19 protein-coding genes are annotated in these 15,948 nt (G+C 40.7%); 18 read left to right on the forward strand and 1 reads right to left on the reverse strand.

What is annotated here, in order from left to right; all coding sequences use genetic code 11:
• Nucleotides 1–41: 41 nt before the first annotated feature.
• Together EP1X_RS01870 and wecB are read left to right on the forward strand one after the other, a co-directional pair.
• A complete protein-coding gene (locus EP1X_RS01870; protein ID WP_055281143.1) occupies nucleotides 42–1,328 on the forward strand; it encodes a UDP-N-acetyl-D-mannosamine dehydrogenase in 1,287 nt (428 codons plus the stop codon).
• Entirely contained in the window at nucleotides 1,325–2,458 is a 1,134-nt protein-coding gene (gene wecB, locus EP1X_RS01875) for a non-hydrolyzing UDP-N-acetylglucosamine 2-epimerase (protein ID WP_055281145.1), read from the forward strand. Before EP1X_RS01870 ends, wecB begins: the two co-directional genes overlap by 4 nt.
• On the opposite strand, the gene EP1X_RS01880 is transcribed toward wecB, so the two are convergent.
• Nucleotides 2,451–3,710: a radical SAM protein gene (locus tag EP1X_RS01880; protein ID WP_055281392.1), complete on the reverse strand. Its 1,260-nt coding sequence runs from the start codon at nucleotides 3,708–3,710 to the stop codon at nucleotides 2,451–2,453. The two genes, wecB and EP1X_RS01880, sit on opposite strands and share 8 nt — an antisense overlap.
• Nucleotides 3,711–3,854: 144 nt before the next feature.
• Here EP1X_RS01880 and EP1X_RS01885 point away from each other — a divergent pair, with 144 nt between their 5' ends.
• From EP1X_RS01885 to EP1X_RS01960, 16 genes are all read left to right on the forward strand, one after another.
• Complete coding sequence (locus EP1X_RS01885) at nucleotides 3,855–4,355, forward strand: ACT domain-containing protein (protein WP_055281146.1); 501 nt, start codon at nucleotides 3,855–3,857, stop codon at nucleotides 4,353–4,355.
• Nucleotides 4,356–4,621: 266 nt separating this feature from the next.
• Entirely contained in the window at nucleotides 4,622–5,128 is a 507-nt protein-coding gene (locus tag EP1X_RS01890; protein WP_055281148.1) for a Na+/H+ antiporter subunit E, read from the forward strand.
• Complete coding sequence (locus EP1X_RS01895) at nucleotides 5,125–5,373, forward strand: monovalent cation/H+ antiporter complex subunit F (protein WP_055281149.1); 249 nt, start codon at nucleotides 5,125–5,127, stop codon at nucleotides 5,371–5,373. Before EP1X_RS01890 ends, EP1X_RS01895 begins: the two co-directional genes overlap by 4 nt.
• Nucleotides 5,370–5,783: a monovalent cation/H(+) antiporter subunit G gene (gene mnhG, locus EP1X_RS01900; RefSeq protein WP_055281151.1), complete on the forward strand. Its 414-nt coding sequence runs from the start codon at nucleotides 5,370–5,372 to the stop codon at nucleotides 5,781–5,783. Before EP1X_RS01895 ends, mnhG begins: the two co-directional genes overlap by 4 nt.
• On the forward strand, nucleotides 5,776–6,051 hold the full coding sequence (locus EP1X_RS01905) for a DUF4040 domain-containing protein (protein ID WP_055281153.1): 276 nt from the start codon (nucleotides 5,776–5,778) through the stop codon (nucleotides 6,049–6,051). The genes mnhG and EP1X_RS01905 overlap by 8 nt, the downstream gene beginning before the upstream one ends.
• A complete protein-coding gene (locus EP1X_RS01910; protein WP_055281155.1) occupies nucleotides 6,045–6,758 on the forward strand; it encodes a Na(+)/H(+) antiporter subunit B in 714 nt (237 codons plus the stop codon). The genes EP1X_RS01905 and EP1X_RS01910 overlap by 7 nt, the downstream gene beginning before the upstream one ends.
• Nucleotides 6,755–7,096 carry an NADH-quinone oxidoreductase subunit K gene (locus EP1X_RS01915; RefSeq protein WP_055281157.1) on the forward strand — a complete coding sequence of 114 codons (342 nt, stop codon included), beginning with the start codon at nucleotides 6,755–6,757 and terminating at the stop codon, nucleotides 7,094–7,096. Before EP1X_RS01910 ends, EP1X_RS01915 begins: the two co-directional genes overlap by 4 nt.
• Complete coding sequence (locus EP1X_RS01920; protein ID WP_055281159.1) at nucleotides 7,093–8,577, forward strand: proton-conducting transporter membrane subunit; 1,485 nt, start codon at nucleotides 7,093–7,095, stop codon at nucleotides 8,575–8,577. Before EP1X_RS01915 ends, EP1X_RS01920 begins: the two co-directional genes overlap by 4 nt.
• Nucleotides 8,574–10,427, forward strand: coding sequence for a proton-conducting transporter membrane subunit (locus EP1X_RS01925; protein ID WP_055281161.1), 1,854 nt, complete (start codon nucleotides 8,574–8,576; stop codon nucleotides 10,425–10,427). The genes EP1X_RS01920 and EP1X_RS01925 overlap by 4 nt, the downstream gene beginning before the upstream one ends.
• A gap of 3 nt (nucleotides 10,428–10,430) precedes the next feature.
• Complete coding sequence (locus EP1X_RS01930) at nucleotides 10,431–11,360, forward strand: respiratory chain complex I subunit 1 family protein (protein WP_055281163.1); 930 nt, start codon at nucleotides 10,431–10,433, stop codon at nucleotides 11,358–11,360.
• Between the two features lie 11 nt (nucleotides 11,361–11,371).
• Nucleotides 11,372–11,953 carry an NADH-quinone oxidoreductase subunit B family protein gene (locus tag EP1X_RS01935; RefSeq protein ID WP_055281164.1) on the forward strand — a complete coding sequence of 194 codons (582 nt, stop codon included), beginning with the start codon at nucleotides 11,372–11,374 and terminating at the stop codon, nucleotides 11,951–11,953.
• Nucleotides 11,954–11,956: 3 nt separating this feature from the next.
• Nucleotides 11,957–12,484, forward strand: a complete 528-nt coding sequence (locus tag EP1X_RS01940; RefSeq protein WP_055281166.1) for an NADH-quinone oxidoreductase subunit C — start codon at nucleotides 11,957–11,959, stop codon at nucleotides 12,482–12,484.
• A gap of 10 nt (nucleotides 12,485–12,494) precedes the next feature.
• Entirely contained in the window at nucleotides 12,495–13,670 is a 1,176-nt protein-coding gene (locus EP1X_RS01945) for an NADH-quinone oxidoreductase subunit D (protein ID WP_055281168.1), read from the forward strand.
• A gap of 6 nt (nucleotides 13,671–13,676) precedes the next feature.
• Nucleotides 13,677–14,288 (forward strand): NADH-quinone oxidoreductase subunit NuoI, encoded by a 612-nt coding sequence (gene nuoI / locus EP1X_RS01950; RefSeq protein ID WP_055281170.1) that lies wholly within the window; start codon nucleotides 13,677–13,679, stop codon nucleotides 14,286–14,288.
• Nucleotides 14,289–14,381: 93 nt separating this feature from the next.
• On the forward strand, nucleotides 14,382–15,095 hold the full coding sequence (locus tag EP1X_RS01955; RefSeq protein ID WP_253276533.1) for an N-glycosylase/DNA lyase: 714 nt from the start codon (nucleotides 14,382–14,384) through the stop codon (nucleotides 15,093–15,095).
• 158 nt (nucleotides 15,096–15,253) lie between these two features.
• Entirely contained in the window at nucleotides 15,254–15,904 is a 651-nt protein-coding gene (locus EP1X_RS01960) for a peroxiredoxin (RefSeq protein ID WP_055281174.1), read from the forward strand.
• The last annotated feature ends 44 nt before the right edge of the window (nucleotides 15,905–15,948 follow it).

Consider the following 15,948-nt stretch of genomic DNA (forward strand, 5'->3'; position numbering starts at 1 on the left):
TAAATTTGGGTTTTCAGTCTCTTTTACTTAGGGTGGAAGAGATGAAAGAGAGAATAATTGAGAAAAGTGCAGAAATCGCGGTCATTGGATTGGGATATATTGGGCTTCCAACCGCTATAATGTTTGCAAATGCAGGTTTTAATGTGATAGGATATGAAATAAGGGAAGAAGTTGTGAAAAAATTGAATTCTGGCAACTCTCATATAGTGGAACCTGACATAGATGAACTTTTACATAAAGCCATAAAAAGTGGCAGATTAAGGGCAACTTCTGATAAGAATGATATAAGAGGAAAAGACGTTTACTTAATATGTGTTCAAACACCATTAAAGGATGATAAAACTCCTGATCTAAGTTATCTTGAAAATGCTGTTAGAACAGTTGCTGAGACTATGAAAAGGGGCTCTTTAGTGATAATTGAGAGCACGATTCCACCAATGACCACTATAAGAATGGCAAAGCTCATAGAGGAAGTAAATGGTCTAAAAGCTGGAAAAGATTTCTACATGGCACATGCCCCTGAGAGGGTAATGCCTGGAAGAATATTTAAGGAGCTTGTTTATAACTCAAGGATACTCGGGGGTATAGATGAAGAGAGTGCAGAACTGGCTGAGATCTTATACCGCTCATTTGTAAAAGGCCAGATATTCAAAACGAACTCCACAACCAGTGAAATGGTAAAACTGATGGAAAACACTTTTAGAGACGTGAACATAGCACTGGCAAATGAATTTGCTCTTTTAGCTCATCAATACGGCGTTGATATTTTTAAAGCAATAGAATTGGCCAATACGCATCCACGGGTCAAAATTCACACTCCGGGAATAGGTGTTGGGGGGCATTGTTTGCCAAAAGATCCTTATTTATTATTAAGCTCTGCTAAAGAAGATTTTGGATTGGTGAAGAAAGCTAGAGAAATCAATGAAGACATGCCCCTCTTTGTCAAGGATCTTCTAGTGAGTGCTCTAAAGACTATAAACTTGCCTCCGGAGGATGCCATTGTCACAGTATTGGGGTTGGCGTATAAAGGAGATTCGGATGATACGAGGAACTCTCCAGCTTTATTCTTTATTGAAGAGATAAAAGAGGAAGTGAAGGATGTAAGGACCTATGATCCATATGTAAAAGGTACTCACGAAACTCTTGAAGAGGCCTTAAGAGGAAGTGATGTGGCAGTAATAGCAACAGATCATTCTCTGTTTAGAAATCTTAATTGGGAAGAATTGGGGAAACTTATGAGAAATAGAGTTTTAATAGATGGGAGACACGTAGTGCAGACTCCTCCAAAGGGTTTTGTGTTTAAGGGGGTTGGGAGGGGCGAGTATTGAAACCGGCTTTTGTTTTTGGAACAAGGCCTGAGATAATAAAGCTGGCACCTGTAATAAGGGCATTTGAGGAAAGGAGTATTGAGCCCTTACTTATTCACACTGGTCAACATTATGATTATGAAATGAGCAAGATCTTTTTGGAAGAGCTTGACCTTCACAGGATAGACTATCATCTTGAAGTTGGTTCTGGAACTCAAGCATATCAAACTGGAAGTGCTATGATAAAAATAGAAGAGGTTCTGATGAAAGAAAAGCCGGATGTCACTCTAGTTCAAGGGGATACAAACACTGTTTTAGCTGGTGCTTTGGCGAGTGTAAAGCTTAAGATTCCGGTGGCTCATGTTGAAGCAGGTTTAAGAAGCTTCGATAGAACAATGCCTGAGGAGATAAACAGGATCTTAGCAGATCATGCTAGTGAAGTTCTTTTTGCACCTACGGAGGAAGCAAAGAAAAATCTCGAACGAGAAGGTATATCTGAAGGAGTTTATGTTGTTGGGAACACAATTGTTGATGCGGTTCTTCAAAATTCGGAAATAGCCGAAAGGAAGAGTAAAATCTTAGATAAGCTCGGATTAAGACCCAAAGAGTACGCCGTTTTAACAGCCCATAGGGCAGAGAACACTGATAGTGAGGAGAACCTCAAAAAACTCGTGGAGATAATAGAATCCTTGCCGATAACTGTAATTTATCCGGTGCATCCAAGAACGGAAAAGCGCTTAAAATCGTTAAATCTCTGGAGCAGGCTAGAGAAAAGAGCTCATGTAATTTTAACGAAACCTTTGGGTTATCTTGACTTCTTAAAGCTTCAAAAAAATGCAAAATTCGTGTTAACAGATTCTGGAGGTATTCAGGAGGAAAGCATAATACTAGATGTCCCGTGTTTAACGCTCCGCTACAATACTGAGAGACCAGAAACAATAAAAGCAGGCGGGAATGTCCTCGTAGGCCTAGAAAAGGAGAGAGTTCTTTATTATGTGGATAGACTCTTGAATGATAAGCAGTTCTATGAAAGAATGGCAAAGGCTCCCAACCCCTTTGGGGACGGAAAGAGTGGGGAGAGAATCGTTAATACTCTCCTGCAGCTTTATGAGAAAGGAGAACTCAGAGTAAAGAGTTCAAGGTTTATTTAATTGGAGTGCCGACGTAGATTCCATGTCTTGTCCTTACTATTTTTACTTTAATCTCTTCGCCAACTTTTGCGTGAGTATTTATGACCTCTATCAGACGGTTTCTCGCAGTAGCTAGCATTTCCCCTTCAATTCTACCAGGAAGAATTATTTTTGCCTTAACAACCTCTCCAACGTGGAATTCTAGTGGAATAAACCTTCTTTTATGCATCCCAAAGTGTTCTGGCTTTAGCACTAAAGGCCTCATACCAGTTTTTTCTTCGAGCTCCCTAAGCCATGTGTAGAACTTTTTGAAAGATAAAAACTTCACAGATGGATGCCTTCCGAATTTGTAGGGTACGTAGTTCTGAAATCCTAGAGCGGGCCATCTCTTCCCTGCTCCAATTTTTCTTGCAAATTCAATAAAAGCCTCGGCCTCCATATCGTTTATTCCAAAAATAATCACTGGGGCAAAAAGGACATCAATCCCAGCATTTATCAAGGCCTCGGCCATTTCCAAGACATGATTGAGGTCATAATTTTTCATCCCCATAAGCATTCTGGCTTTTTCTGGATCGAGGGAGTGGATGGAGAGATTTACTCTGTCTAACCCAGCCTCTGCTAACTCTTCAATTAACTTCTCATTGAGCAGAATCCCATTGCTCTGCATTGAAATAATGTTAACATTTGGATTCTCTCTAAGCCCCTGGACGAGCTCCACAATGAATGGGTAGAGTAAAGGTTCCCCTTGACCATCCAAATGGGCCTCAATCCCTTTTCCTTTAAACTGGGCGACTTCGTCGAACCATTTTAGTAAATAATCTACATCTACGACGTAGTCAAGAATTCTAGTTCTTGAATATGGTCCCTCATCTACAGAACAGAAAATACACGAAACGTTGCACCCTGTAGAGCCTCTAACCTGAATTAAGTTTGTTCCTCGATCTATCAATCCAAATGCATTATATCCTAAAAGCGGGACGTTCATCCCTTCATGAATGTAGAGCACCTTTCTTTTTGTATATCTACTTCTTAAAAATTCTCCCAGATGACTTTGGATTAGAAATGTAATTAACCTTTCAATCTCCTCGTTTTCAACATCTACAATGAGATACCCCTCTTCAGCGCTTATAGTAGGTTTTATCCTAAACTTACGTTTAATGGCTCTCTCGAGAAGCTTTTTTTCAAAATCGGCATAGAGGGTCTCTCTCCAAATCAATCTTATGCTATTCTCGTGTTCTTCAAAATATGAATTTGGAAGCTTTATTCTCATCATATACTCCTTTGAAAAGAACTTCCTTTTAAAATTTTTAGCAAGATTTATAAAATAGATAACTGAGCACATTACCGCATGGAAACATTTTAATACTTTTGTAGCAAAGGGTCTAATGATGGACTATTGTGGACAGAGGTGAGGAAAATGTGGGGTAAGCTTGAACATTACTTTGATGAATATCCCGTGAGGAAACAAATAGCTAAATTGCTCTTAAAGTATGGTTTAAAGGTTTCGGATGATATGAAAATTAAGTGTGGGGAAATAGAGGTACCCTATACAAAAATAGCAAAGGCACTTGATGTTGATAGGAGAGTCGTTAAAGAAACTGTCACAATGATTCTGAAAATTCCCGAACTTAAGGAGGTTTACGTTAATCTAGAACCTACTGTGCACATGAAGTTTGTTGGAAGGCACGTTGGTTATGGAGTTATAGAGATTGAACCAGAACCAAGGGCTATCGGAATCTTGGCAAAAGTGGCCTCTAAGATCGCTGATAGGGGCATAAATATTATACAGGTAGTTGCGGAAGACCCAGAACTTTATCCAGAGGCTACACTCACAATAATCACAGAAAAACCAATTCCTGGCGAACTGATAAACGAACTATCAAAGCTTGAAGGAGTTAAAAGGATTTCAATTTATTGACCTTTTTTATTCTTCTTGAATTATTTAGGGAAGGACTTATTCTATATCTTGACAATTTTGAATATGCTGGATTTTTTAGCTTTTTACGCCTCTTAAATATTGTAGATCTTGATTTTCTCTTATTCTCAGGAGCATGTTTCTAATATATAACCAATGGTTATTAACCATTTGCTCTCTTGGGAAGGTTTATAAATGTATATGTCTCAATAAACGTTAGAAACGTTAGGTGTAAAAACTTTCAACCTTTGCTTACGGAGGGTTGTTAAATGGGAGAAGCAAGCAAAGTAAGCCGCTATCTATACACGGTTTTAATCCTGTTTATTATTTGGATGTTTTTGACAAGCAGTTTTGATCCACAAGAGCTAGTAATGGGAGTAATATTTTCATTAATCGTTGGAGCACTCACATACGAGGTATTTACTGAAAAAGGCCTAGCAAATCTTAATCCGAGAAGAATAGCCTATTTCGTAGCATACATTCCATATTTCATCTGGGCAATGATAATGGCCAATCTGGATGTTGCCTATCGTGTTTTACATCCAAAACGCCCAATAAACCCAGGGATTGTTGAATGCAAAACAACGCTCACAAACAATACTGGAAAACTCGTTCTTGCAAACTCAATAACTCTAACTCCGGGAACAATAACCCTTGATGTCAAAGGAGATAGATACTTCATCCACTGGATTGATGTGAAAGATGAAAGTGTAGAAGGAGCTTCTGAGAGTATAACAAAACCGTTTGAAAAATTCCTAAAGGTGATCTTCGAATGATAGAGATTTACCTAATCCTAATTGGGATTGCGGTGATTTTAAGCATGTATAGATTCTTTAGAGGTCCAACAACAGCAGATAGAATTGTCGCTGTCGATATCATGACGACACTTACCACTGGATTAATGGTGCTTTTTGCCCTTTACTACAGAAGAGCAATATTCCTTGATGTGGCACTGGTTTATGCGGTGCTTGCATTTGTAGGAGTCATAGCTTTTGCCAGATACATGGAGGGGGGACTATGAGTATTGCTTCTATAGTTGGGCAAGCACTTGTATTGTTTGGAACATTCTTCTATGTAGTATCATCCCTTGGTCTAATTAGGATGCCAGATGTTTACAATAGAATGCAAACTGCCACAAAGAGCGCTACTTTGGGATCTCTTGGTGTCATTATTGGAGTTGGAATATGGGCAGTCGGAGAAGTAGGCAGTTACTCTTGGATTCCAAAAACTTTGACAATTGCCGTGTTCTTGCTTTTGACTAATCCAATAGCAGCTCATGCGCTTATTAGAGCAGCATACAAGAGTGGAGTGCCTCTCTGGGAGGGAAGCATCATTGACAAATACAAAGAGGCAGAGACTTCGTTGGAGAGAGTAGGGCAGATAAAAGAGGCCTTAGAGGAGTCAGCTAAGGAGGTTGAAAAAAATGAGTGATTTGGTGGCCATTTTTATTGCTGCACTAATGGTTATCTCCGCAATCTTTGCAGTGGAATGGAGAGACCTCTTAGCAGCAGTTGTTGGAATGGCTGCAGTGAGTCTTTTTGCCTCAATAGCGTTCTTCTTCCTCCAAGCTCCAGATGTTGCAATGGTTGAAGCTGCTATCGGGGCTGCATTAAGCGCTGCAGTGTTTATCTTTGCAATAAAGAGAACTGAGAGATATGAAAAGGAAGAAGAAGGCACAGGATGGTGGGTGAGATGGTAAAAAGAGTTCTAGCAATAGTTTTCATACTTATCATAGGGCTCTGGATGGCAAAAGCACTTGACCAAGTTCCTTTTGGCGAAGACCGAATGCTCGTGGGTAAATATTACCTTGAGCATGTGAAAGAAGAGACAGGCGCTGTGAATGCTGTAACTGCTGTAGTTGTTAACTATAGAGGTTTTGATACTCTCGGAGAGGTCACAGTACTTTTCATAGCTTCTACTGGTGTTGCAGCACTTCTATGGAAAAAACGAAAAGAAAGGTCTGCTAAAACGGAAGGAAGTGTTGTCCTAACAACAGGTGCGAGAATTCTTTTGCCCTTCATAATGCTCTTTGGAGCTTATATCTTCATCCATGGACATCTTACCCCAGGAGGAGGCTTCCCAGGTGGGGCCACAATTGCAACAGCATTTTTGTTCCTCTACTTGACGTTTACCCTCTATGAAGTGGATCATAAAATCTTCGAGCCACTTGAAGGTCTTGCAGGAATTGGGTACGTTACAGTTGGTCTTATTGGTCTAGCAGTGGGTGGTTACTTCCTCTTTGACTGGATATGGCAAACATGGGGAGTAGGAAAGGAGAACATTGGAAGACTCCTTAGTGCAGGCTTCATTCCAATAATCTATACCTTAATTGGAATTAAAGTTGGCACTGAGCTTACTGGAATTATTGACAACATGATTAAAGAGCCCGAGGAGGGAGGGCAATGAATCCGTACTATTTTGCTTCAATAGCTCTCATATTAATCGGGTTTTATGCGATATTAGCCAAGAGGAATATCCTAAAGATGCTTGTAGGTCTAAGTATAATGGAAACAGGGGTTAATCTTCTGCTAATTAGCGTTGGTTATGTGAGTGGTAAGAGTGCCCCAATCTTAACAGAAGGAGTGACCCCAAATAATGCGGTGGATCCAATTCCACAGGCTTTAGTGCTTACGGCAATTGTAATAGGTGTTGCAACGACTGCAATGGCTCTGAGCGTTGTGATAAACCTCTATGAAAAGTACAAAACCCTTAACGTAGAAGAGATAAGGAGGTTGAGGGGATGAGCCAGTACGCTTCACTTCTCATTGCGTTACCCTTATTTGGCGCGTTCCTTATACCTGTCCTCAAGAAAGTAGGCAAAAACCTCGTAATGCCCTTCCTGGTCCTGGTAACCTTAATACAAACTGGAATTGCAGCTTGGGTATTTAATGAAGTTTACACAAGTGGAAAGCCAATAATAATCATGGCAGGTGGCTTTAAACCACCAGTCGGGATTAACCTCTACATAGGATATTTCGCAGCATTATTCGTTCTTATAGTTGCAGTTGCAAGCTTTTTAATGGCCGTATTCAGTATAAAAGCTGTAAAAGTTGAACCACAAGATAAATACGCAATGCTGTTCCTTCTTTTGATGCTTGGTGCAACCGGTATGATTGCAACTGGGGATATCTTCAATCTCTTTGTCTTCATGGAAATAACGGCAATAAGTGCCTATGCTCTAACTGCTTACAATAAAACAGGGGAAGCGAGTGAGGCCGCCCTCAAATACGTGGTTCTTGGAGGCATTGGTTCGAGCTTCTTCCTAGTTGGTGTTGCTTTAATCTATGGAAGCCTTGGAACACTAAACATGGCACACATCGCCCAACTAGCTTCAATGATTAATCCAACTGTTGCCAAGGTAGGATTGGCACTTCTTATCTTTGGTTTGGCAGTTGAAGCTGAGCTCTTTCCATTAAATGCTTGGGCACCTGATGCTTATCAGGAAGCGCCTCATCCGATAACTGCAGTATTTTCAGCCTTTGTGGTCAAGGCCTCTCTCTATGCAATAGCAAGGATACTCTATATCTTCAGCGCTTCAGAGGGTTGGAACTCAGTTTTGAGCCTTCTCATAATTATGGGAACTCTTACCGTAGTGATTGGCGAACTCAGTGCTTTGAGGCAAACTAATGTTAAGAGAATGATTGCATACTCAAGTATTGCTCAAGTTGGTCTTATAGCTGTGGGTATAGCATTGGGGACTCAAAAGGGACTTGATGCAAGTATTTTCCAAATGTTCAACCATGCGATAGTGAAACTTCTGATGTTTCTGGCTGTTGGATACGCCGCTTTAGAACTTGGTGGACCAGAGATGGAGAATTTCAAGGGTCTAGGAAAGAGAATGCCAATTACAGCATTCGGGATAACTCTTGGAGCCATAGCCATTATTGGAATTCCGCTCTTCAATGTATTCTGGAGTAAGATGCAACTAATCATAGCTGCATTAGAAGCAGAGAAAACCGGCGTCGTTGCTTTAATCCTTGGTGCAAGCTTGGTAGAGATGGTTTATTATGTTAGGCTAATTCACACGATTTGGTTCCAAGGAGATGGAGATAAGATCAGGGAAAACAGTGCTCTAGCTTTGGTGATGCTCCTCTTAATAGCGTTCATTATCCTCATAGGAATCTATCCACAACCCTTCTGGGATATAATGCAAAAAGCTGGGAGTGACATCTTTAACGTTGCCGAATACATTAAGAATGTTCCTCTAGTGGGGGTGAGCCCATGAATGAACTTGCCATAATCATTTTCGCTCCTCTATTAGCTGGAGCATTGGCGTGGCTTATAGAGGTAAAGGGGATTAGGGAATTAATTGGAGTCACTGGAGCAGCATTACCTTTGGGATTTTCCCTTTTACTGTACCAAAAAACGACTGAGGGCATCAACCTTGCTCTCAATATTGGGGTTTTCAATTTGACTTTTGCCCTAAATCACCTTAATTGGTTCTTTATTGGAATTGGAACTTTGGTAGGATTTGCCTCAATACTAGCTTTAGTCTCAACGGCTAAAGACAGTTATGAATGGCTCTTTGCTTTAATGAGTCTCAGTGGTGTGCTGGGAGTGTTCCTTGCAAATGACATGATGACATTCTTCATCTTCTGGGAGATAATGACATTTGCAAGCTTTATGATGGTGCTTCGCTACAACCGCAGTGCATCGCTGAAGTACTTCCTATTAAGCGTTTTTGGAGCATATGCAATGCTGATTGCATTGGGAATCATTTATGCAAAACTAGGAACCTTTGACTTTGGAACAATTCAACAAGCAATGTACCAAGAGGCATATGCAAGTGCATTTGGCGCTGAGACACTACTAAGCAAGAACGAGAGTGCATTAATTTATTTGCTGTTCCTCATTGCATTTGGAGTTAAAGCGGGCATGTTTCCACTACATGTATGGGCACCAGATGCATATGGAGAGACAAACCAAAGTTATACAGCGATGTTTAGTGGAGTTTTGAGCAAAGCAGGAGTTTATGGATTCATTTTACTTTACGTACTTATGGGAACCCGTTTAGCACTTGAATTTGGAGCATTCAGAAGTGCAACGAAATTTGGTTATATCATAGCATTCCTTGGAGGTTTAACTATAATTGTTGGTGGGCTGTTAGCGGCTCTTCAGGAGGATATAAGAAAACTCTTTGCATATTCAAGTATAAGCCAACTTGGATACATACTGGTAGGAATTGGTGTTGGCACAGCGTTAAGTATTCAAGCAGCAATGTTCCATGCTCTTAGCCACGCGTTGTTTAAGGGCCTTTTCTTCCTCATAGTAGCTACAATAGTATACAGGACTGGTAAAACAACCTTTGCAGACATGGGAGGGCTTGCTGAGAAAATGCCATTTACATTCGCAATGGCCTTTATAGCCATTCTTAGCCTTGCTGGAATTCCGCCTTTAGTTGGGTTTGCCAGCAAGTGGGTTCTCTTTGAAGCAGTAATAAGCCAGAACTTGCCGATACTAGGTGGCATGGTGTTCTTTGGAAGTGCAATTGGGTTTGTTTACCTCATAAGATTTGTATACGCAGTATGGTTTGGACAAAGACCCACTGATTTAGATGAAACCAAAGACGCGCCCTTACCAATGGCTATAGCAATGGCAATTTTAGCTCTCTTCAATGTAATACTTGGAATTGCACCAGGGCTTGTTGCAAAGGAGCTTAATAAAATATTTGGAAAAGAAGTCATCGGCGGAGACCTCTTCATACTAGATCTAGGGTTTGGAAAGTACAATGCACTGGCAGTCACGATTTATCTTGTAGTTGGCATAATAATAGCGGGGATAATCTATTTCCTCGGTGCAAAGGTTAGAAAAGTCCCTGTTACAGACACCTACCAGTCTGCTAACCCTGTAACGATGGAATATAATCTTACAATAAGGAGAAACTTCTTCCTTCCACTCAAAGAGACATTGGCATTTTGGCTTAGGATAAGCTTTGACAGGCTTTATCGCACCATAGGAACATGGGTTGAAGATCTAGCGGAAGTTATGAGGACTTATATCTACAATGGAAATACTCAGAGCTATGCATGGTACCTTGCAATACTGTTACTAATACTAGCACTTTGGGGGGTGTGAAGGATGATTGAAATTGCTTTAAAAGCTCTCTTTATCTTAATTTATGCAACTTTCGTAGGTTTCATGTTCATGGGAATAATAAGAATAGTCACTGCAAGAATACATAGAAGAGTTGGGCCTCCTATCTATCAGCCCATCTTAGATACGATTAAGCTCCTTTCAAAAAAAAGCAACATAACTCATGGTTTAATATACGACTTTGGCGTGATCTACGCATTGGGAGCAACAATACTGGCTATAATGTTCATACCTCTTGGAAATATCGGTGTTCTCAGGGCGTACGGTGATCTAGTATTAATTACCTTCCTCCTTGAGATACCAATGCTTGGGATAATGTTTGCAGCAATGAGCTCAGGAAACCCCTATGCTGGCATTGGTGCTCAGAGAGCCTTGTTGACGCTCTTAGCAATCCAAGTGCCACTAGGTTTTGCAATAGTTGCCCTTGCTGAATATTATGGTACATTCAGCACCTATGAAATAGTGATGGCCCAGCAGAGCATGGGATGGAGTATAACAGCGCTTCCACTCTTGTTTGCAGCAATTGCTTACGATCTTGTACTTCAAGCAATGTTTGGTAAAGAGCCCTTTGATATCATGATTGCACCTGGTGAGATATCCCTTGGTCCAATGGTTGAGTTTGGCGGTAAACACATGGGAATACTTCAGATTCAACATGCGATAGCCCTCTTTGGAGAGACACTGTTCTTCTCAAACATATTCCTTGGGGGAGCAGCGATTACAATATTTGGGAGTTCAATACTCAATACAATAGCAACTTTGGTTGTACTCCTCATCAAGCAGACTGCAGTACTTTTGGTGGCAACTTTCATGGGCGCAATATTCCCAAGGTTCACTATAGATCAAGCTGCTAGGTTTTACTGGAAATGGCCTACAATAATAGCCGCTCTGGGGGCAATATTAGCGACTCTGTGAGGTGAAGAAAAATGGTTGATTGGAGATTATATGAACCGCTCATTAACTTTGCGAGAAAAAGGAGCATGTGGATTGTGGCGTTTTGTACAGGATGTGGCGGTATAGAAATGCCTCCTCTAATGACCTCAAGATACGATCTAGAGCGTTTTGGTATGATGCCTAATCCAGCTCCAAGAATGGCCGATCTCTTCCTCATTACTGGATACGTGACTCCTAAGACCCTCAAAAGAATAATAATCACCTATGAAATGCAACCTGATCCAAAGTACGTCCTTGCTCACGGTTCATGTCCACTAAATGGCGGAATTTACTGGGACGGTTACAATGCTATCAAGCACCTTGACAAGTACCTGCCAATTGATGTTGCAATAGCTGGATGTATGCCGAGGCCTGAGGCGGTTATGGATGGCATCAAGAAGATAATGGAACTCATTGATAGTGGTAAGGCTGATGGATGGAAACGCTACAAGGAGAACTACGAGTACTACAAGAAAAATCAGGACGAGCTCTTTGGTGAGGGATGGAGAGAAAAGACTGCGAGAAGATGGATTCCATGGTTAATGGACAAAAAGAAGAAAGTTAGGGAGGAGTGAAACATGACACTAGAAAAAGAGGAGAATATAGTGAGGCAAATTCTTGAAAAGGCGCCATATGCAGAGGGAAAGGTTAGAAGAGCTAGAAGAATAGAGTTTCATATCCCCGCAGAGAGAATTAGAGAGTTTCTCACGCTGCTTAAGGAGAGTAACTTTGAAACTATGATGCAAATAACAGCAGTAGACTGGATTAAAGATGGGGAGATAGAGCTTGTTTATCAAATGTGGAGTTATACTCACGCTGTTCATGCATTTGTAAAGACAAGAATTCCAAGGGAAGTAGAAAAGGCAAAAGTACCTTCAGTGAAGGATATCTATCCCGTGGCAGAAACCTACGAGAGAGATGCTCATGAATTTTACAAGGTGTACTTTGAGGGTAATGAAAAACTGGAAATGCCGTGGATTCTCGAGGATGAGGATAGAGAAGCAGGAGTTTGCCATAGAAAAGACTTTGACATGCTTGATTATGTGAAAAGGAAATACAAGATTCTGGATAGGTTCGAAGAGGATAAGGAGGACTATGTAATTTGAGGTGATGATGATGGTTTCACAAGAGGAACTCATTAGAGAAGCGAGAGAGAATGGGATGGAACTCTTACCCCTGGATAAAGACACTTATGAGTTGTTTTTTGGTCCCCAGCACATGGCCACTGAGAATTACAGCTTAATCTTAAAACTGGATGGGCATAGAGTTGTTAAAGCCATAGCTAATCCAGGCTTCCTTCACAGGGGATTTGAGAAACTTGCCGAGCTAAGACCATGGTACACAAATATAGCACTTCTACTGAGAATCTGTGTCCCAGAGCCTGATGTTCCAGAGGCTATTTATTCCATGGCTGTTGATGAGCTTATGGGATGGGAGGTTCCAGAAAGGGCTCAGTGGATCAGGACGGTTGTTCTTGAGATGGCTAGAGTTACTTCGTACCTATTCTGGACAATGGGATTATCATTTAAGCTTGGTGTTTACACAGCAGGACAATGGGCTGCTGCTTATAGAGAGAGGTTTATGGCACTCTTTGAACAGCTTACTGGAGCAAGAGTTTACCATATTTATACAATTCCTGGTGGAGTTAGAAGGGATATCCCTGGAGACAAGTGGCTGAGGCAGCTCAAAGACACTGTGGAATATGTTAAGAATAAACTTCCAGACTTTGACAACATCTTATTTGAAAATTACATTACTTACAACAGGCTTGAAGGGATTGGAGTAATGGACAAAAAGTTCGCTTTAGCAGAAGGCGTTACCGGACCAAACTTAAGGGCTGCAGGAGTAAAAGCAGATGTAAGGAGATTAGATCCCTATTTACTCTACCCAGAGCTTGATTTTGAAGTACCTGTTCTCAAAGAAGGTGACTCTTTGGCCAGAGCACTTGTGAGGAGATTTGAAATTGAACAGGACCTTTACATCCTTGAACAGCTTCTTGAGATGGGACCACCGGATGGGCCTTATAAAGTGGAAGATCCAAGACTTAAGGCACTCCCGAGGTTTAAAGTTCCTGCAGGAGATGCTTATGCTCATGTAGAAGCTACTACTGGAGATTTTGGAGCCTATGTTGTAAGCGATGGAGGAAACAAGCCTTACAGAGTCCAGATAAGAGGTCCAAGCATATCCCATGGAATTAGGGTAATAGAACAGCTTTTGGTGGGGGCTAGAATAGCAGACGTGCCAGTTATATTGATGACCTTAGGGAACTGTCCACCCGACATAGACAGGTGATGAAAAATGAGTGAAGCTAAATTTAAAATTGCACCTGAGGAGAAGGTTAAGAAGAGGCCCTCTTTCTTGAAACCCTGGCTTAGTCTAAAATATCTCTTCAAAAAGCCTGTAACTATAAAAATCCCCTATGAACCCACACAAATTGCTGAAAAATACCGTGGATTCCATACTCTCAACTGGAAGACATGTATCGGTTGTAATATGTGTGGTCAGATATGTCCCGCAAGGGCTATAGAGATGACATGGATTGAGGGAGAAAAAAGAGCACATCCAAAGATAGACTATGGAAGATGTACCTTCTGTCAGTTCTGTGTTGATGTATGTCCTACTGGAGCATTGGGCCATGTTGAGCACTATATCTTAACTACAGAGTGGAAAGAAGAAGAACTTGAGCTCTTTGACTGGGTTCCATTGCCAGAAGATATGGTGAGAAAATTCGAAGACTACAGGCATCCATTAGCCAAGATCGAATATCTTGAAGATGGGAAAGTTAGATATATCCTGAGGGATGGGAGCACTTTTGAATTCAAAATACTCGGTTATGGTCTTAAACCACCAGCAAAGCCAAAACCATCTAAAGAAAAGAAAGAGTCTGCAGAAGAGAAAAAAGTTGATTAGTTCCCCTTTCCTTTTTTCGCAAACTCTATAAGTCCTTCATCCCTTTCTATTTTGGTGGAAGCGTTGAAAGTTGAGGTACTTAAAAATATCCTTATGGAACTGGGGATCGAATGCGCGAGAATTATCGAAGAAAAAGTGGATCTCCAGTTTTCAGCATTAGAAAAGCTCTATGAAAACCTAGGCAATGATGAACTCTTCATTAAGCTTGTTATAGCGAATTCTATTGTTAGTTATCAGCTCTCTGGTAAGGGGGAGCAGTGGTGGTTGGAATTCTCCAACTATTTCTCCCAAAATTACCCAGAGACCACCATCTTAAGAGCTTATTCTGAGTTTTTACCTAAATCTAAAACTAATAAAAGGCTAATTTCCTCAAAGCTAAACCGTCTGGAAAGACTTGAACCGTTTTTAATGACTCTGACATTAGAGAATTTTGAAGTTTATTACAACAACATGCTAAAATTTAGGAATGATCTTGTGAAGGTCATGAGAGCCAAGGGAGATGCTAAAACAATAGTATTTGCTGTTAAAATGTTTGGGTATGCGTCTAGAATTGTTTTTAGAAAATTTGTTCCTTATCCAATGGAGATTCCTATACCCAAAGACTTTAGAATTGAAAATTACACAAAAAGGTTTACATCTGAAGATCCTGTGAAGTTTTGGGAGAGAATTTCAAAAGAGGTTGGGATCCCACCTCTGCACGTAGATTCTATTCTCTGGCCTGTTTTAGGGGGAGAGGAGGAAGTAAAGAAACGGCTTAAAGAGCACTGTGAAAAAGCCGAGTTAGTTTTAAGGCTCTCTTCTTTGTGAGAGATTTTCCCAGAAGATGTAGCATTTCGGAGAATAATGGAGACATTTACGCAACATTATATTTGAAATTTTGCTATTTAAATATTATCAGACAAACCAAAAACCTTATATATTCGAACTATGTTAGTTTCATATGAAATAATTGTGAGGTGATAGAAATGGTAGTTATTGGAGAAAAGTTTCCAGAAGTTGAAGTGAAAACAACCCATGGAGTGATAAAGCTTCCCGATTACTTTGTTGAGAAAGGTAAGTGGTTTATCTTATTTAGCCACCCAGCGGACTTTACTCCGGTTTGTACAACTGAATTCTACGGCATGCAAAAAAGAGTTGAACAGTTCAGAGAACTTGGTGTTGAACCTATTGGATTAAGTGTTGACCAAGTGTTTAGCCACCTTAAGTGGATGGAGTGGATAAAGGAGAACCTTGGTGTGGAGATAACGTTCCCAGTTATCGCTGACGATCGTGGTAACCTTGCTGAAGCTTTGGGCATGATACCCAGTGGAGCAACGATTACAGCAAGAGCAGTTTTTGTAGTTGACAATAAAGGAATTATTAGGGCCATTGTATACTACCCGGCAGAAGTTGGCAGAGATTGGGACGAAATACTTAGACTTGTGAAGGCTCTTAAAATAAGCACCGAAAAAGGTGTTGCATTGCCTCATAAATGGCCAAACAATGAGTTAATTGGAGATAGGGCTATTGTACCACCTGCCGGAACCGTTGAACAAATCAAAAAACGCAAAGAAGCCAAAGCAAGAGGGGAAATTGAGTGTTATGATTGGTGGTTTTGCCATAAAAAGCTAGAATGACTTTTTCTAACTCTGTTCTTTTCTTCTTTAAGATGGAGGATCTT

It is taken from the genome of Thermococcus sp. EP1 (genome assembly GCF_001317345.1).
Classification (GTDB): domain Archaea; phylum Methanobacteriota_B; class Thermococci; order Thermococcales; family Thermococcaceae; genus Thermococcus_A.